The 18700-nt window shown below is 71.5% G+C and carries 10 protein-coding genes; 4 read left to right on the plus strand and 6 right to left on the minus strand.

The window, feature by feature from the left end; all coding sequences use genetic code 11:
- Window positions 1-98 precede the first annotated feature (98 nt).
- A complete protein-coding gene (locus AB0N89_RS32180; protein ID WP_364212376.1) occupies window positions 99-1688 on the minus strand; it encodes a DUF6801 domain-containing protein in 1590 nt (529 codons plus the stop codon).
- A gap of 268 nt (window positions 1689-1956) precedes the next feature.
- Here AB0N89_RS32180 and AB0N89_RS32185 point away from each other — a divergent pair, with 268 nt between their 5' ends.
- Window positions 1957-2901: an ATP-binding cassette domain-containing protein gene (locus AB0N89_RS32185; RefSeq protein WP_364212379.1), complete on the plus strand. Its 945-nt coding sequence runs from the start codon at window positions 1957-1959 to the stop codon at window positions 2899-2901.
- Window positions 2898-3749 (plus strand): ABC transporter permease, encoded by an 852-nt coding sequence (locus AB0N89_RS32190; protein WP_364212382.1) that lies wholly within the window; start codon window positions 2898-2900, stop codon window positions 3747-3749. Before AB0N89_RS32185 ends, AB0N89_RS32190 begins: the two co-directional genes overlap by 4 nt.
- Window positions 3750-3935: 186 nt before the next feature.
- Here the strand turns inward: AB0N89_RS32190 and AB0N89_RS32195 are convergent, their stop codons facing one another.
- Genes AB0N89_RS32195 through AB0N89_RS32215 form a run of 5 tightly spaced genes read right to left on the minus strand, consistent with a single transcriptional unit; the run spans window position 3936 to window position 16505 of the window.
- On the minus strand, window positions 3936-5069 hold the full coding sequence (locus AB0N89_RS32195; RefSeq protein WP_364212385.1) for a glycosyltransferase: 1134 nt from the start codon (window positions 5067-5069) through the stop codon (window positions 3936-3938).
- On the minus strand, window positions 5066-5851 hold the full coding sequence (locus AB0N89_RS32200) for an alpha/beta hydrolase (RefSeq protein WP_364212388.1): 786 nt from the start codon (window positions 5849-5851) through the stop codon (window positions 5066-5068). Before AB0N89_RS32200 ends, AB0N89_RS32195 begins: the two co-directional genes overlap by 4 nt.
- 4 nt (window positions 5852-5855) lie before the next feature.
- On the minus strand, window positions 5856-6155 hold the full coding sequence (locus AB0N89_RS32205) for a phosphopantetheine-binding protein (protein WP_005167249.1): 300 nt from the start codon (window positions 6153-6155) through the stop codon (window positions 5856-5858).
- Window positions 6156-6171: 16 nt separating this feature from the next.
- A complete protein-coding gene (locus AB0N89_RS32210; protein ID WP_364212393.1) occupies window positions 6172-10200 on the minus strand; it encodes a beta-ketoacyl synthase N-terminal-like domain-containing protein in 4029 nt (1342 codons plus the stop codon).
- On the minus strand, window positions 10194-16505 hold the full coding sequence (locus tag AB0N89_RS32215; protein ID WP_364212396.1) for an SDR family NAD(P)-dependent oxidoreductase: 6312 nt from the start codon (window positions 16503-16505) through the stop codon (window positions 10194-10196). Before AB0N89_RS32215 ends, AB0N89_RS32210 begins: the two co-directional genes overlap by 7 nt.
- Before the next feature lie 301 nt (window positions 16506-16806).
- On the opposite strand from AB0N89_RS32215, the gene AB0N89_RS32220 reads away from it, so the two are divergent.
- Both AB0N89_RS32220 and AB0N89_RS32225 read left to right on the plus strand, forming a co-directional pair.
- Entirely contained in the window at window positions 16807-17607 is an 801-nt protein-coding gene (locus AB0N89_RS32220) for an SDR family oxidoreductase (protein WP_364212399.1), read from the plus strand.
- A 2-nt stretch (window positions 17608-17609) separates the two neighbouring features.
- Window positions 17610-18584 (plus strand): aldo/keto reductase, encoded by a 975-nt coding sequence (locus AB0N89_RS32225; protein ID WP_364212402.1) that lies wholly within the window; start codon window positions 17610-17612, stop codon window positions 18582-18584.
- The last annotated feature ends 116 nt before the right edge of the window (window positions 18585-18700 follow it).

The following is an 18700-nucleotide window of genomic DNA, read 5'->3' on the forward strand; positions in this document are numbered from 1 at the left end:
TCGGCTGGCCCTCGGGCGTCGGTGAGCACCGGTCCGTGAAGGCCTCCTTGAGGGACCCTGGGTCCCTCAAGGAGGCCTTCACGGACTTGGCACCTGGCCTACTTCTTGGTGAGGTTGATCTCCAGGCTGTTCCCGTCGCCCGAAGCCATCGCGCTGATCACCGGCGTCAGCAGGCCGCAACCGCGGAACTGCGGCAGCTTGTACTCGGCCGTCAGCTTTCCGCCCTTCAGCGGGTTGAAGCCGTGCGCGGAAACCAGCGGGATGTCGGCGGGCTGGGCCGTCTTGCAGGTCGAGCTCGCCAGGATCGGGAACCCGAACAGCCGCACGGTGAGCAGCTTGACGTCGGCCTTCGTGTCGGCCTTGACCGCGCCGGCGTTGACGGTGCCCGTCACGTCGCCGACCTGGTTGATCTTCACCGTCGCCGAGGCCGGGAAGAACCCGAGGAAGCGGAACTGCACGTTCGACGGCGGCAGCGACAGCTGTCCGGTGAACTTGCCGGACTGCGCGTTCAGCTTCGCGGTGAACTCACCGGGACCGAGCGGCAGTTTCGCGTTCAGCCCGGCGATGGTCGTCTTGCCCTTGACCCCGTAGGTGATCTGGGTGTCGCCCGGCGGCTGCGTCGTCGTGGTGGTCGGCGCGGTGGTCGGGCTCGTCGGCTGGGTCGTCGGCGTCGGCTCCGTCGTGGGAGTCGGCTGAGTCGTCGGGGTCGGCTCGGTCGTGGGAGTCGGCTCCGTGGTCGGGGTCGGTTCCGTGGTGGGCGTCGGTTCCGTGGTCGGAGTCGGCTGAGTCGTCGGCGTCGGCTCGGTGGTCGGCGTCGGCTGAGTCGTGGGGGTCGGCTCGGTCGTCGGCGTCGGTTCCGTGGTCGGAGTGGGCTCCGTGGTGGGAGTCGGTTCCGTGGACGACGTCGGTGTCGGCTGAGTCGTGGGAGTCGGCTCCGTCGTCGGGGTCGGCTGAGTCGTCGGAGTGGGCTCCGTCGTCGGCGTCGGTTCCGTCGTGGGAGTCGGCTCGGTGGTCGGCGTCGGCTGCGTGGTGGGCGTCGTCGGGGTGGTCGGAGTCGTCGTGCCCCCGCCGGCGGGCTTGATCTCGAACGTCCCCAGCTGCTGGTTCTGTCCCGGCTGGACGACGCAGTCCGACGTGAACGTGCCGAGGTCGGTCGGCTGTCCCTGCGCGTTCTTCGGCGTCATGGTGGTACTGAAGTTCCCGACCGTCACCGAAGCGGTGCCCGGGCTGGGGAACGTGACCGCGGGCGCCTTGCCGCTCGTCTTGACGTGGAACTCGCCCGACTCCGGCACCGGCGTGACCGGGATGGCCAGCGGCAGGCCGAGGTTCAGCGTCTTGTCGACCGGGTACTTCAGCACCGCGGCGGCCTTCGCGCTGCCTTCGACGGTGGTCGCGCCGACGAGCGTGAGTCCCGAGGTCGCGTCCGCCGGGACGGTGACGTCGACGTCGAACGTGATCGGCGTGGACGTCTTCCCGGCCACGGCGTCGTCCGGCAGGACGGTGTCGATCTTCACGACCAGCGTCTGGTCGCCGATCAGCGGGAACGGACAGGTGTACTTCAGCGTCAGCGACGCGGGCGCCGCCTCGCTCAAGCCCGCGCCGACGACGCCCAGGGTGGCCGCGACGGCGGCCACCGTACCGGCGGCCAAGGCTTGCACGGATCTTTTCGACTTCAGTGGGAACTTCACAACGGTCACTCCCGGGGAATCGGAGAAATTGCGTGACACGACCGAAACGGTGTGGACACGGAAGCGGTAAATTACCTGTGCCCTTCCGCACCGGCAAGGACACCGAATCCGTTTGTGATGCGGGTGGGATCGGGTGACTCATTAACTGGCACGCGGGAATTCGCTTTTGTCACTTCCGTCAGCTCCGGGAATCGCGAAACTGTCACACGCGTCCGGAGTCCGCCCGCGTTCATTGCTGCCGCGCCGAAACCCCCGCTACGTTCGGCGAATGGAGCAGGCTGCCATCGAGGTGACCGGCCTCGCCAAGCACTACGGTGAAGTGACGGCCCTCGCCGGCGTCAGCCTTCGTGTCGGCCGCGGCACCGTGCTCGCGGTGCTCGGGCACAACGGCGCGGGCAAGACGACGCTGATCGACATCCTCAGCACCCGGGTCAAACCGAGCGGCGGCAGCGCCAAGGTGTGCGGTTTCGACGTCGTCCGCGCCGGGCATCACGTCCGGCGGCGGATCGGGGTCACCGGCCAGTTCGCGGCGGTCGACGACGCGCTGTCCGGCCGCGGCAACCTGGAACTCGTCGCCCGGCTGCTGGGCGCGAACCGGCGCCAGGCCAGGACCCGCGCCACCGAACTGCTCGCCATGTTCGGTCTCGACGACGCGTCCGACCGGCCGGCGCGGACGTATTCCGGCGGGATGCGACGGCGCCTCGATCTCGCCGCCGGGCTCGTCGGCTCCCCCGAGGTCCTGTTCCTCGATGAACCGACGACCGGCCTCGACCCGCTCAGCCGCGCGGGTCTCTGGGACGGCGTCGAACGGCTCGCCGCGCGCGGCACCACCGTCGTGCTCACCACGCAGTACCTCGAGGAGGCGGACAGGCTGGCGGATCACGTCATCGTGCTGGGACTGGGGCACGTCACGATCTCCGGACGGCCGTCGGAGCTGAAGGCCAGACTCGGCGAACGGACCGCGACCCTCACCTTCGGCACCGAGCTCGCCGCCCGGCGGGCGCTGGCCGCGCTGCACCGGCTCGGCATGAGCTGCACGCCGTCGGCGTCCGGACTGGTGATCGGCGTCGCGCTGTCCGGTCCCTCCGACATCACGGTGCTGGTCCGCGCGCTCGACGCGGCGGGCGCGCCGATGAAAGACCTCACCGTCGCCGAGCCGACGCTCGACGACGTCTACCTTTCCCTGCACCGGAATCCGGCGGTCCCGTCATGACCGAGGCACGGCACCGCGCGCCGGAAACACCGGTGCTGACCGATCCGGCGACCTGGCCGCCGAGCACCTTCGGCACCCAGGTCCGGGTGCTCGCCGCCCGATCACTGAAGACGGCTTTCGGGGACCGCCGGCTGGTGTTCTTCGGGCTGCTGCAACCGATCGTGCTGCTTCTGCTGTTCAGCCAGGTTTTCACCGGGGTGAGCACGCTGCCCGGTGTCGCGGCCTACGAGGGATACGTGAACTTCCTCGTCCCGGCGACGCTGGTGAACATCGCGATGACCACGGCGATGAGTTCGGGCGCCGGTCTGCTCGCGGAGATCTACAGTGGATTCACCGGACGCCTGCGCTGTATGCCGATCAGCCTTTCGGCCGTCCTGGTGGCCCGCACCATCTCCGATACCGCCCGGCTCGGCGTGCAACTGCTGGTGACGACGCTCGCCAGCGTGGTGCTGCTCGGCTTCCGGCCGACCGGTGGCGTTTTCGGTGTCACCGCGGCACTTCTGCTCACGCTCGTCGTCGGCTGGTGCCTGAGCTGGATCTTCGTCGCCATCACGACCTGGCTGCGCAAGGCCGAAACCTTGCAGATGGCGTCGTTCGTCGTCATGTTCCCGCTGATGTTCTCCTCCAGCGCGTACATGCCGCTGGAGACCATGCCGACCTGGCTGCGCGTCGTTTCGGCGCTCAACCCGCTGACCTACGCGATCGACGCGACGAGGGCTTTGGCGCTGGGACGGCCGTCGGGCTGGTCGATCCCCGTGTCGCTCGCGATCGCGGCCGTGGCGGCGCTGGCGGGCGGGTGGGTCGCGGCCCGGACCTTCCGGTCACCCCGGGAGACCGCGCCGCAGTGAGCGCGCTCGAAGGCGTGACTCGCGTGATCAAGCACGTGACTCGCGTGCTTGAAGGCGGAACTCGCGTGATTGGAGACCGCACTCGAAGGTACGGCTCCAATCACGCGAGTTCCGCCTCTGATCACGCGAGTCACGCCTTCAAACACGCGAGATCCGGGTTTGAGCACGCGAGATCTGGCCGCAGCTTCAGCGAAGCAGGGACTCCAGGTGGTCCACCGCGGCCACGACTCCCCCGGCCGCCGCGAACGAAGCCCGCACCCGCGCGGCCGCCGCGGCGTAGGCGGGCTCGGTGAGCACTTCGGTGACCGTGGAGCGGATGTCCGGCGCCTTCACGCGGTCGAAGCGCAGCCGCAGCCCGGCTCCCGCCGCCTCGACCTGCTGAGCGAGCATCGACTGGTCGTCCCGGATCGGCGCGATCACCAGCGGCAGCCCGGACGCGAGAGTCTCGCTGACGGTGTTGTGCCCGCCGTGGCAGATCACCGCCGCGGCCTTCCGGACGACGTCCGCCTGCGGGATCCGCCGGGCCGTCAGCACGGTTTCGCTGAGCAGTTCGCCGGTGGGGTCGACGACGAGACCTTGGACGTCGGGCATCCCGGCGAGGGCGTCGACGCATTCGGACAGGAAGCGGCGGCCGAGGGTGGCGTTTGCGGTGCCGAGGGTGGCGACGACGAGCGGACGGCCGTCGAGCCGGTCCCACGAGAACCCGACCGGGGGCGCGGGCGCCAGCGCAGGGCCGACGAACCGGACCGTGCCGGCGTCGGCGATCGGTCCCGTCAGGGACACGGTGGTGAAAGCCAGGACCAGCTCCGGCGAAAACCGCAGGTCGCCGCAGGACACCTTGTGCCGCGTGCGGAGATCTCCCTGCAGCTTGCCGACCCAGGCGGCGATCTTCGGCATGGCCGCCAGCGGATCACCGAGTTCGGTCGACGTCGACGCGGACGTCACCCACGGCAGCCTTCGGCGGCTCGCCACCAGGGCGCCCGCGAAGGCCTGTTGGTCGGAGATCACGACGTCGGGCCGGAAGGCGGCCACCGCCTTCTCGACGCCGGGGACCATCGCGTCCGCGAGCGGGACCAGGTACTGCTCCCACAGGAACTTCAGTGCCGCGAACCCGCGCAGCCCCTCGGGACGGCGCTCGACGGCGAACTCCAGCGCGTCGCCGGCCACATACACCCGGCCCGCCCGCGTCAGCTCCGACGTCGTGGGTTCCGGGCCGCACCAGGCGACGTCGTGACCACGCCCCACCAGTTCGCCGGCCACCGCGCGCAACGGCGCGACGTGTCCGGTGAGCGGCGGGACGACCAGCAGGAACCGGCTCATCCGCGCGGCCTCCCGTGCCGCGAGATCCAGTTCAGCACCAGCTCCCGCACCTCACGGTGCTGCTCGACGAGCACCGAATGCCCCTGTCCCTCGAACACGTGCAACTCGCCACGCGGCAGCAAGGACGTCAGCGCGTCGAGATCGTCGGCCTGGTAGCCGTGACTGCCCAAAATGGACAGTACGGGGCAGTCGATCCCCGCCACCTGGTCCAGCGTCAGCAACGGACCGAGCGGGACCTCCTCGGCCATCGACGTCGCCATGATCCGTTCGGCCGCCATCCTCGCGAGCCGCCGGTGATGGGCGCTGTAGTTGGCCTCGATCCACTCGAAGCTCTCCTCGACCTTCAAGAAGCGCACGGTGTGTTCGAGGATCTGCGCCATCTTGTCCGCCCAGAGCTCGGTCGCGGGTTCCGACTCGATGCACACGATGCTGCGCACCCGCTCCGGTTTCGCCACCGCGTAGCTGTACGCGAGGGTGCCGCCGAAACTGTTGCCCACCAAGTGGACGGGCCGGTCGAGGTCGAGCTGGACCAGCAGGTCGTCGAGGTCGGCGACGAAGTCCGCGATCGTGTACCCGCGCTCGGGGCGTTCGGTCTTGCCGTGCCCGCGCAGGTCGTAGCTGATCACGTCGACCCCGGCGGCTGCGACCGGCGGGGCCAGCGTGAGGTAGAAGCTCGCCAGGCTGTCGGTGCCCATCCCGTGCAGGAACACCACGGTCTCGGTGCCGCCGCCGGGCACGAGCTGCACGTTCGTGCGCAGCCCGTTGACGGTCATCGTCGGCACCGCCTCAGCCCCGTTCGCCGAGGCGGGCGGCCACGTAGTCGGCGATGTCGCCGACCCGGAGCCCGATCACGTCGTCGAGATCCTTCTCCGCCAGGAACTCCGCGAGGTTGACGTCCTCACCGAAGAACTCGGCGAGGATGCTCGCGAAGGTCACCAGGTCGATGCTCTCCAGCCCGAGATCCTCGTGGAAGGTGGTCTGCGGGGTGATCTCGATGCCGAGGACGTCGACGTCCCCGACCAGTTCCCGCAGCAACTCGGCCACCGTGCCGAAGACCGACGTCGGGCTCTGCTGTTCGATCGTCATTGCTCTGCTCCTGTTCCTACCCGCGATTCCAGGCCACCACGTACCCGGGTATTCCGGCGAACTCCGCCCCGATGCCGATCTCCTCGGCCAATCCCGCCAGCTCTCCCTCGGCCCGGACCGCGATCCGGGGTGAAGCCGTGGTCTCCTCCCGGACGAGAGCGACCGCGACCTCTCCCGCCGACGCGACGGCCACCGCGAGCGGCGGCACCGTCCGGCCGTGGACTCCGGTCACCCTGGTGCCGTCGGCGCTCACCCGGAGTTCGGCCGGGTAGACACCGTCCGAGCCGAGCTTCGCGCGGACAGCGTCCTTGATCGCGATCCGCTCCAGGAGCCAGCCGCGCTGCCGCCGGGGCGCGCACTCCGCGAACTCCGCGCGTTCCTCGGCGCCGAGGTAGACGCCGGCGTAGATGTCGCGCGCGGCAGGGCTCGGCCAGCGGTCGGTGACCACCGTCCACCCGCTCTGGTGGTCCTCCGAAAGCCGGTGCCGGTCCGGGAAGGCGTAGACCCGGTGGGCGGACCGGTCGCACGGGAACCGGATGTCCCGCCACTGCTCGATCCGGGCGAGCACGACACCGTCCCGCACCAGTTCGGCGTCCATCTCCAGCACGTCCGGCCGGGGCAGGCGGACCCGGACCACGCAGCCGACCGTGGTGCCCGGCGCCGGTTCCGGGCCGTACCAGCTGATCCGGCCCATCGACGTCGGGAACGCCAGCAGCGCGTCCGCTTTGGTCGCCATCAGCCAGCAGCCCAGCAGCTGGCCGACGTTGTCCAGCAGCGCGCCGGGGGCCGACGGGACGACGAGGTCGCCGCGGATGTGCCGTTCGCCGAGTCCGACGAGCCTGGCGAGCCCTTGGTACGCGGGCCCGTGGAACATCTCGCGGCGCGAGTAGATCTCGGCGGCGCTCAACGGCGGCGCGGTCTCCGGGCCGGGCGCCGGGGACGGCCGGGGCGCCGTGGGGTAACGCCGCGCCAGATGGACGTCCATACTGGCGTGCGGTCCTATTTGGACACTGATCCGATCGCCTTCGCGGGTCATCGACAGCGGCACTCGCGCCGCCGGGGCGGCGATCAGCCACCGGGAGAACGCCGCGTTGCTCACCCCCGTCGCGACCGTGCCCGGCCAGGCCCGCTCCGCCTCCCGGCAGGCGAGATCGACGAGCGTCGTCGCGGGCACTGTGGGCCGGAAGTCCGCCTCCTCCGGCCAGCCTTCGCGCTGACGGAAGAACCGATGGTCGACCAGGTAAGGCATCGTGTTGAGCGACACGTCCACAGTGGACTCGACGGTTCGCTGGGCCGCCGCGTTGGCCACGCTCGCGGCGGCTTCCCGGGTCTCGGCGAGCAGCGCGGTGAACTCCGCGACGATCGCGTCCGGTATCCCATCGGCCAGCTCGGGAACCGCACCGGCGCCGTCGAACATGCCCTTGAGATCGCCGTCGACCGAGAGCAGCGTGCCCGCCGTGTCGATCCGGGTCCGGCGTGGCTCCAGCACGTCGAACGCGGGCCGTCCGCCTTCCACCCAGACGGCGGTCGCCACGCGGCGCAGCTGGGCGAGGCCGGGCCGCGTGCCGGAGGACGCCGGGATGACCAGGTGCGGCCGCGTGCCCAGCGTGTCCGCCACGAACGTGCCGACCTGACCGGCCCCCGCCTGCACGAAGACGCGGGCACCGTCGGCGTAGAGCGCGTCGACGAGTTCCCGGAACCGGATCTTGCGCACCAGATGGGCCAGGTACAGCTCGCGGACCTCCACCGGATCCTCGGGATACGGCCGCGCCGTGGTCGCCGACCAGACCGGGATCCGCGGCGCCTTCAGGTCCAGTTCCGCCGCGAGCCGGGTGAACGGGCCGAGCCGGGAGCGCATCAGCGGGGTGTGGAACCCGGACCGGAACGGCAGTGTCCTGGCGACGACGCCGTGTTGCGTGCACAGCTTGGCGAGCCGGGCGGCGGCCGCCGGGTCGCCGCACACGATCGTCTGCCGCGGCGCGTTCTCGTGGGAGATCATCAATTCCGGTTCGGCGGCGAGCAGCGTCTCCGCCCGCTCCGCCGAGCACCCGAGCACCAGGAATTCGGCGTCCGGCAGGGTGAACCCCCGCGGCCAGTAGCGGTTCAGCAGGTCCTCCGTGGACTGTCCCGGGTACATCCCGGCCGCCTGCATCGCCGTCCACTCACCGACGCTGTGCCCGGCGAGCAGATCCGGCTTGACGGCGAGCCGTCGCAGCGCGGTGTCGAGCAGCAACCCGACCTGCGACACACTCGACGCGCGCGCGAGCACGCTCGACGTCGACCACTCGGGCCGCTCCAGGCCGAAGTGCCGGGCGACGTCGGCGCAACGCGGTTCCGCGTCCGCTTCCAGACCCGGGTAGACGAACGCGGTCTTCGCCCCGTCCTGCGCCAGCAGGGGCGCCGTGCTGCACCAGATGTCATTGGGGCCGTGCCAGGACTTGCCCTCGGCGGCGACCTTCGCGAGCACCCTGCGTGCGACTTCCAGCCGCTTCCCGGTCGGCCCGACGATCCCGATCCGGCACGGACCGGTCCCGCCGGATTCCGGCTCCGGACGGTCGAGCAGGACGCGCAGTTCGTCCGGCGTGGACGCCGCGAGCCGCAGGACCCGCTCGGGTTCCCCGGTCACCTTGGCCCGGCGCGGCCAGGCCGGCGCCGGATCGGCTTCCTCCAGCACCACGTGCGCGTTGACGCCGCCGAACCCGAAGGCGTTGACCGCCGCCCGGCGCGGGACGTCGCCTGCCGCCCAGGGTTCGGCGGCGGACAGGGTCCGGAACCGGGTCTTGTCCAGCAGCGGGCTCGGATCCGCGCAGTTGAGGGTTGGCGGCAGGACGGCGTGGTGCAGCGCGAGCGCCGCCTTGACCAGCCCGGCCGCTCCGGCGGTCGGCATGGTGTGCCCGATCATCGCCTTGACCGCGCCGATCGCGGCACGAGGCCCGTCCGGCGGGCCGAACACCTCGGCGAGGGTGGCCAGCTCGGCCGCGTCCCCGGTCGGCGTCGCGGTCCCGTGCGCCTCCAGCAGGCCGAGCGCGCCGGGCGCGGTGGGATCGAGACCCGCCGACGCCCACGCGCGGCGCAGCGCCAGGGTCTGCCCCGTCACGGCCGGGCTGAGCAGGCTCGCGCCCTTGCCGTCGCTCGACGTCCCCGACCCGCGCAGGACCGCGTAGACCCGGTCGCCGTCCCGGCGGGCGTCGTAGAACCGTTTCAGCACGACGATCGCGGTGCCCTCGCCGATCAGCAGGCCGTCCGCGTCGCGTGAGAACGGACTGATCCGCTGGCTCGGCGAAAGGGCGCCGAGCTGGGTGAACATCGACCAGAGCGTGTCGTCGTGGCAGTGGTGCACGCCGCCGGCCAGCACGACGTCGCAGCGGCGGCGGGCGAGCTCGCCGATGGCCTGGTCCACCGCGATCAGCGAGGACGCGCAGGCCGCGTCCACCGTGTACGCGGGTCCGCCGAGGTCCAGGCGGTTGGCGACGCGTGACGCGGCGAGGTTCGGCACCAGCCCGATCGCGGTGTCGGGCCGGAATTCGCCGAGCGGTTCCAGCAGCGCGTCCCGGAGCCTGTCGAGCATCTCCGGGCGCGCCGACGGGAGCAGCTCCCGGACGGCGCCCGTGATCTGGCGGACCGACCGGACTCGCTGGTCGAACCGCTGGAGGCCGGGCGAGAGATAGCCGCCCCTGCCGAGGATCACGCCGACGCGTTCGAGGTCGCCGAGCCGCCGCAGGCCACCGGCGTCGTCGACCGCGGAAGCGGCCACGGCCAGCGCGACCAGCTGGTCGGGCTCCATCCCGTCGATGGTGCTGGGCGCGATGCCGAGCGCCGTCGCGTCGAAGTCCAGGCTGTCGGCGACGAAGCCGCCGCGCCGCCCATAGGTGCGGTCGGGGGTGCGACCGTCACCGTCGTGGAAGCTCGGGTCCCAGCGGTGCGGCGGGATCTCGGTGATCGCGTCCGTACCCGAAACGATGTTCTGCCAATAAGCGTCCACAGTGGACGATCCGGGGAGGAACACCCCCATGCCGACGATCGCGACGGCCTCTTGGTTCACCATAGCGAGGCCGTGTACAGCACCGAACGGACGTCGGCCGGGCCGTAGGCCAGCTCACGCAGGAGCGCGGCGGTGCCTTCGTCCGGATCGATGAGCGCGACCTCGCGGCGTTCGTACTCGCGAGCGAGCTCCGGCGACACCATGCCGGCATGGTCGTCCGATGGCGCCCACGGTCCCCAATGGACGGTCAGCGCCCGGCAGCCGGTGCGGTCGGCCCACTGCTCGCCGAGGGTTTCCAGCGCGTCGTTCGCCGCCGCGTAGTCGGTCTGACCCCGGTTGCCCAGCACGGCGGCGATGCTGCCGAAGAAGGTGACGAACCCGGGCCGGACACCGAAGTGTTCCAGGGCGTCGAGCAGCGCCCGCGCACCATCCACTTTGGTCCCGTAGACCGTGCGGAACGAGCTCTCGTCCTTGTCCGCCATCAGCTTGTCGTCGATCACCCCGGCCGCGTGGACGACGCCGTCGATACGGCCGTAGCGGGTGTGCAGATCCTTGACCAGCTGCCGGACGGCGGCTCCGTCGCGCACGTCGAGCGATCGGTAGGCCGCGGTGCCACCGGCGGCGGCGATCTGGTCGAGCGTCCTGGCGATCTCGCGCTGGGCCAGCACGGTGCGGACGCGGCGTTCGATGTCCGCCAGCGAACCGCCGCGCGCGGCCAGGGCCGAACGCATCCCCGGCGCGTCGCCGGGCAGGTCCTCGTCGCCGGGTTCGGCGGGCCACGGCGTGCGCCCGGCCAGTTCGATCCGGCATCCGCTCGCCGCCAGCGCGACCGCCGCCCGGGCGGTGATCCCGCGAGCTCCCCCGATCAGCAGCAGTACCGAGTCCGAGTCCAGACCGAGTGCCTTGACCTCGCCACCACCGGGACCCGCGCCCGCGTAGGCGATCGAACCCAGGGAACCTGCGGACGGCTCGAAAGCGGCACGCCCGGCGGTGTCGTACCGCACCGCAGCGGGGCCGTCGGCGATCACTTCCTCCAGCACTATCCGCGCGAGGTCCACAGTGGACTCCAGCTCGACCAGCCTGGCCGGCTCGGTCCGTTCCCGCGCCGCGGCGCGGACGAGGCCGCGCAGCCCGGCGGTGTGCCCGGCCCCCTGCCTCGCCACCACGACCACCGCGCCCTTGGCGCCCTTCAGCAGGCCGAAGATCTGCGCCGCGACCGGTTCTTCGGCGTCCGACAACGGGTTCAGCACGAGGACGACGTCCGCGTCCTCCCGCTCCCCCGGAAGGGCGCCCGCCTCGGTGAACACCGCGCGGACCGACTCGGCCAGCTCCTCCTGGCCGGGCTCGAAGCTCACCGCGACCGTCTTGCCGGTCACCCTGGCGAGATCGGGCGTTCCGAGCGGCGCGGCCACGCGGCTGAGCAGGTATCGCCCGGGCGTCCGGCCGGCCGGAGCTTCGGCGGGGACCGGGGCCGCGACGACCGGAGCCGCCGGTTCGAGCCACTTCCGCAGCCGGGTGGCCAGCGCGTTCGCCGTCCGGTCCCGGCTGAGCTGATCCTGCGCGTCGTCGTGCACCCGCCCGGAGAGGCCGAGTTCCACCAGCAGCGAGCCCGCGATCTCGGTGCGTTTGATCGAGTCGATGGAGAGGTCCGCTTCGAGGTCGAGATCGGCGTCGATCATCTCGGCGGGATAGCCGGTGCGTTCGCTGATCGCGCCGATCACGGTGGCCAGGACGTCCGTGACGACGGCCTCAGGCTCAACTACAGGCGCGGACACGACAGGCGCCTCGACCGGTGGCAGCAGCGCCGGGACGACCGGGACCTGCACCACCGGTGCCGGGGCGAGCGGCGCGGTGCCGAGGTAGCCCAGCATCACGTCCCGTTGCGCCGCCAGCAGTTCGCGGCTGGTGCGGAGGAATTCGACGACGGCCTGGTCACGACCGGGCGCGGGCTGGTTCATGGTCGTCCTCGGGATTCGTCGGGCGGGCACGAGCCCATGGGCGGGGACCTCGCCGCCGGGCGCGCGGACGGTCTGGCCGTCCACGGTCCAGGCGGGTTTCGGGAGCGCGCCGACGCGGACGCGTCCGCGGAACAGCCGTTCGGTACGGACGTCGACGCCGGTGAGCGCGAGGCGGGCGAGCGCCGTCAGGAACCCGCGCAGCCCCGGGCCGCCGGGATCGCAGGCGATCACGGTGTACGGCCGGTCGCCGAGGATGTCCTTGACCAGCCGGGACAGCACCTGCCCCGGACCGACCTCGACGAAGGTGCGCGCGCCCGCCGCGTACATGTCCTCGATCAGCTCGACGAAGCGCACCGGCGAGCCGATCTGCGCGGCCAGTTCGGCGCGGACCTTCCCCGGTTCGTACGGCCGGGCGGTGCGGTTCGACCACACCGGCGGGGCGGGCTCGCCGACCTCGGCGTTGTCGAGATCGACCGCGAACACGTCGCTCGCGCCGGCCACCAGCGGGCTGTGGAAGGCACAGGCGACGGGGATCCGTTTGGCCCCGATCCCCTTGTCCCGCAGCACCCTGACGGCCTCGTCGACGGCGGCCGTCGGTCCGGAAAGGACGGTCTGGCCGGGTGCGTTGTGGTTGGCCAGGACGACGTCCGGGTGCTCGAAGGCGGCGGCCAGTTCCTCGCGGGACGCCTTCACCGCGGCCATCGCGCCCGGATCGGCGCCCGCGACTTCCGCGATCGAGCGGGCGCGGGCCCGGCTGAGCGCGATCAGGGTCGCGGTGTCGAACGCGCCCGCGACCGACAGCGCGGACAGCTCGCCGTAGCTGTGCCCCGCCAGCAGATCCGGCCGGACGCCGAGGTCGGCCAGCAACCCGCACAAGGCCGACTCGACGAGCCCGAGCGCGGGCTGCGCGACCCGCGTGTCCTTGAGCGCCTCGTCCTGCGCCGTACGGGCCTCCTCGGTGAAGGCGCGCGGCGGGAACGTGGTCGCCGCGACGTCGGGCGCGAGCCGCAGGACGTCGGCCAGTTCCGGGAAGTGCACGAACAGCTCCGCCAGCATCCCCGTCCGCTGGCTGCCCTGACCGGGGAACAGGAACGCCACCGAGCCCGCCTCGGTGTCCTTCGCGGTGAGCCCGCCCCGCCCCTCGGCGGCCTCACGCAACTCCGCGACGTCGCTCGCGACGACCGCGAGCCGGACCGGCCCGGATCCGCCCTGCTCTGCAGCGAGGGCGGCGATTTCCCGCAGCGGACGGCCTTCGTTCGCCGCCAGCAGGTCGCGCAACGCGGCGCGGGCGCCGTCCACGTCGGAGCCGCGGAGCAGGACCAGCTCGGCGTCCCAGTCACGCGGTCCGTGCCGCCGTCCGGGCGGGACTCCAGGCGCGGCGAGTACGGCGTGGAAGTTGGTCCCACCGAACCCGAACGCGCTCACTCCGGCGAACTCGCGTCCGCGCGGAACCGGCATCGGCCGGGCGCCGGTGGAGAAGGTGAAGGGACTGCGCTCGGCGTCCCAGGCGGGGTTCGGCCTGCTCAGGTGCAGCGTGGGCGGCACGACCTCGTGCCACAGCGCCAGCGCCGCCTTCATCAGGCCCGCCAGCCCCGCGGCGCATTTCGTGTGGCCGATCTGGCTCTTCACCGAACCGAGCGCGCAGGTGGCCGGTCCGGCGCCCGCGTCGAGGAAGAACTCGGTGAGCGTGGTCAGTTCGGTGGCGTCGCCGACGACCGTGCCGGTGCCGTGCGCCTCGACCAGCGAGACGTCCGCCGGGGACACTCCGGCGTCCTCGTACGCCCGGGCGAGGGCCCGCCGCTGCCCCTCGGGACGCGGCGCTGTCAGGCCGAGCGCCTTGCCGTCGCTGGCCGCGCCGACGCCCTTGACCACGGCGTAGACCCGGTCGCCGTCGCGTTCGGCGTCGGCCCGCCGCTTGAGCACGAGACACGCGACGCCTTCGCCGAGCGCGATCCCGTCCGCCGTCGCGTCGAACGGACGGCACCGGCCGGTCGGCGACAGCGCGCCCGCGGAGGTGAACATGAGGTAGTCGTTGACGCCGTTGTGCAGATCGACCGCGCCGCACAGGACCATCGAGCTGGTGCCCGCCCGCAGTTCTTTCACCGCGAGGTCCAGCGCGGCCAGCGAAGAACCGCACGCCGCGTCCACGGTGTAGTTCGTGCCGCCGAGGTCGAGCCGGTTGGCGATCCGGCCGGAGATGACGTTGGCCAGGGTGCCGGGGAACGAGTCCTCGGTCAGTTCCGGCAGCTGCGCGAGCAGCTCCTCCGGGACGTCTTCGAGGTAGCTGGGCAGCAGCGCGCGCAGGACACCGGCATTGGCCAGGTCTCCCCCGGCTTCGGCGCCGAAGATGACGCTGGTGCGCTCGCGGTCGAAACCGCCGTCGCCGTAGCCCGCGTCTTCGAGCGCGCGCCGGGCCGTCTGCAACGACACGAGCTGGGCCGGGTCGATGCTGCCCATCGACTTCGGCGGGATGCCGTACGCGAGCGGGTCGAAGTCCACTGGAGGCAGAAAACCGCCCCATTTGGACGTCGACTGGCCGGCGTAGACGTTCTTGTCCCAGCGCTGATCCGGAACCTCGGTGACGGCGTCCGAGCCGCGCAGGACGTTCGCCCAGAACGACTGGAGATCGGATGCTCCGGGGAACACACACGCCATGCCGACGATGGCGACGTCATTGTCCACAACGGACTCTTCGGGCGGAGTGCGAGCGGCCAGGAGTTCGGCCGCGCCTTCGGTGACTTCCCGGTGCAGGGCGGCGATGTCGGTGCGCCGCTCGCGCAGGACCGTCACCTGGCCCGCCATGTACATCCCCTCGGCGAGCTGGCCGAGGGTGTCGACCTCGACGAGGGCGTCGCCTTCCCGCCGGAGGCCCTTGCTCGCTATGCGCAGCCGTCCGGTGTTGAGTTCCTCCAGTCGTTGCCATGCCTCCTGCGGCGGAACGCCGTCCGCGCGGAGCCCGGCCTTGAGCGCGGCGAACTCGTCGGTGTACGGGCTGGGCAGGCAGCGGGTGAGGTGCCCGGGCGCGGTCTCCAGGGTGACCGTGGCCCCGGCGTCGAGCACCCGGTCCTGGAAGACCTCGGTGATGGCGCCGTGCGTGACGGCTTCCCCGGTGAACAGGTACGCGGTGCCCATGAGGACGCCGATTCCCGTGAGCGGCCCGGCCATGGCCGAGACCATCGCGGCGGACCGGGCGTCGTGGATCCCGCCCGCGAACAGCACCTCGACGTCGTCGGCGCCGTGCTCGCGCAGGACGTCCAGTTGCTGCTCCCACAGCACGAAACTCGACCGCGGGCCGATGTGCCCGCCGCATTCGGCGCCTTCGAAGACGAACCGGCGGACACCGGCGTCGAGGAACTGCCGCAGGAGGATCGGCGACGGCACATGGAGGAAGGTCGCGATCCCGTCGGCCTCCAGCGCCTTGGCCTGCGCGGGTTTGCCGCCCGCGATCAGCACGCAGCGCGGGCGCGCGGCCCGGACGGCCGCGAGTTGCTCGGCGCGCAGGGCCTCCGGGACGAAACCGAGGATGCCCGCGCCCCAGGGCCGTTCGCCGAGCGCTTCGGCGGTGCGGCCGAGCAGTTCGGCGGTCTTGGCGCCGTTCGCGGTGGCCACCGCGACGAACGGGAAGCCGTCCTGCCCGGCGACGGCGGCGGCGAAACCGGGCTGATCGCTCACCCGCGTCATCGGTCCCTGCACGACCGGCAGCCGGGTCCCCAACGTGCGGCACAGCCGTACGCCTTGGCCCGAGGGGCTCGCCGGCTCGTGCCGCGCCAGGGAACGAACGACCGAGCGGACAGCGCTTTCCGCGTCCTCGAAGCGATCCGCGAACAACGCGGCGAGCCCGTCGTCGGCCCTGAGCAGTTCTTTTCGGGCCGTCTCGGGCACGTCGGCTTCGGGAAACAGGCCGAGTCCGTCGAGGATGACACCGGCCGCGCCCCCGGCGAGGGCGGCGACCGCCGTCCGCGGCCCGATGCCGCCGTACGCCCACACCGGGACGTCGTCACCGAAACGCTCCAGCAGCCGCTGCAGCAGGACGAACGTGGTGAGGTCCGAGCCGCCCGCCTCGGCGCCCTTCGCCACCAGACCTGAGGCGCCGGCGTCGAGCATCCGGACGGCCTGCTCGACGCCGGTCACCTCGGCCAGCACGGGGAGGTCGCCGCCGCCCTGCCGAACTGCCCCTTCGGCCAGCAGGACGAGCCCCGCGCCGCTTTCCCTCACCTCTTCGTCCCGCACGCGTCGGCCCGCCGGGATCCGGACGCCGAACGGGAACTGCCCGTCCACTATGGACTTCGCCTGCCCGAGGTCGAGGATGCCGAGACCGCCGCCCCTGGCGACGGCGGCCGCCAGCCCCGGATCCGGCCGTCCGAGCGGGTTGACGCCGAGTACCCGCGTGCGCGCCGTCGCATGACTCACCGGCGGACCTCCTGTTCGGCTGGGCTGGTCGAACCTCGCCGGGTTCGGCGATCTTCGGCGGGATTCCCAAGAAATAACCTACTTGCCGCAGAGAGCGCAATACTCTCGCGGGAAAACTCGGAAAACAAGGGAACACATGCTAAAGTCCGGCGCCGGAAACAAATATGTCGACACGATCAGAACAGGTCACTGACCTGCACTTTTATCATCCGTATCGCATATTTCGACAAGTCATCACTCACCGGCGTCACAAAACAGAAGAATTGTCATCGAAAGCAGACGAAATAACCATGGAGCGCATGTGGAAGTGACAGGACGAGTCGTCGTGCTGACCGGCGCGGCACACGGTATCGGCGCCGCCATGGCCCGGCGGTTCGCCGCCGAGGGAGCCGCCGGAGTGGTGGTCTCCGACCTCGACCTCGAAGCGGCGGAGAAGGTCGTCGCCGAGATCACGGTCGCGGGTGGCGCGGCGATCGCGCGCCACGCCGACGCGTCGTCCAAAGAGGACTTGAAGATGCTGGTCACCGAGGCCCGCACGGAGTTCGGTCCGGTGGACCTGTTCTGTTCCAACGCCGGGGCCGCGTTCGGCACGGGAGTGCACGCCGCCGACGAGCAGTGGTCGCGGTCGTGGGCGATCAACGTCATGCAGCATGTGCACGCCGCGCAGGTCGCGCTGCCCGCGATGTTGAGCCGAGGACACGGATACCTGCTGATCACGGCCTCGGGCGCGGGTCTGCTGGGCACGCCCGGCGACGCGCCGTACTCGGTGACGAAGCACGCGGCCGTCGGGCTCGCCGAATGGCTGGCCATCACCTACCGGCCGCGCGGGGTGCGGGTCAGCGCGCTGTGCCCGCTCGGCGTGCGGACCGCGTTGCTGGAGCCGGGGATCGCCGCCGGACATCCCGCCGCGCTCGCGATCGCCGCCGCGGCGCCGCTGCTGGAACCGGAGGACGTCGCGGAGTCCGTCGTACACGGCCTGGCATCGGAGGAGTTCCTGATCCTGCCGCACGAATCGGTGCGGGAGACCTACGCCCGCAAGGCGGCGGGCCTCGACGAGTGGATCGACCGCACCATCCTCGAAACCGGCGCTCGGAAGAGGTGACCATGGAGTACCGCAGGCTCGGCGCGAGCGGGCTGTCCGTCAGCGAGATCTCCTACGGCAACTGGCTCACGCACCCCGACGGCGCGGAATGCGTCCAGGCCGCGCTCGACGCGGGCATCACGACATTCCACACCGCCGCGGCCTGGGACGGCGGCGCGGCCGAAGAGAACCTCGCCGCGGCGCTGAGCCACACGCGCCGCGACGATCTCGTCCTCTGCACCGGCGTCTTCTGGCCCGAGGGCCCGGGTGTCAACGACGCTGGCCTCAGCCGCAAGCACCTCACCACATCGCTGCACGCATCGCTGCGGCGCCTGCGCACCGACTACGTCGACGTCTACCAGCTGCTGCGGTTCGACTACCGCACCCCGCTGGAGGAGACGTTCCTCGCGCTGTCGGATCTGGTGCGGCAGGGGAAGATCCTCTACGCGGGCACCGCGGAATGGACCGCCGAGCAGTTGCTCGAGGCCAGGCCGCTCGCCGACCGGTACGGCGTCCCGCTCGTCGCGAACCAGCCGCACTACTCGATGCTGTGGCGGGTCGCCGAGGCTCAGGTGATGCCGGTGTGCGAACGCGCCGGGATCGGCCAGTTCGCCTCGGTCCCGCTCGCGCAGGGCGTACTGACCGGCAAGTACCGGCCGGGTGAGATCCCGCCGGACTCGCGAGGCGCGAAGTCGGCCGAGGCGCGGCCGTTGCTCCTGCCGGACCTCCTCGAACGCGTCGGCATGCTGCGCGGCGTCGCCGACGAGGCCGGGCTGACCATGGCCCAGCTGGCGCTCGCGTGGACGTTGCAGCACACCAGCGTCGCGTCCGCCGTGACCGGGGCGAGCACCGCCGCCCAGGTGACCGAGAACGCGAAGGCGTCCGGGGTGGTGCTGGACCTCGACGCGCTGACGCGGATCGACCAGCTGCTGGGCAGTTTCGTGCAGACGGACCCCCGGCTGACCTGGTCACCGCCCGCGACCGGCGGGTTCGCGTGACTGGATGGACGACACACGTGATCCGACGGACGACTCGCGGCCACGGCCGAGTCCCCCGCGTGTCGTCCATCCAGTCACGCGTGTCGTCCATCTGATCACGGGTGTCGTCCACTCAG

Origin of the sequence: Amycolatopsis sp. NPDC089917 (assembly GCF_040684635.1) — a bacterium.
In the GTDB taxonomy this organism is placed as follows: domain Bacteria; phylum Actinomycetota; class Actinomycetes; order Mycobacteriales; family Pseudonocardiaceae; genus Amycolatopsis.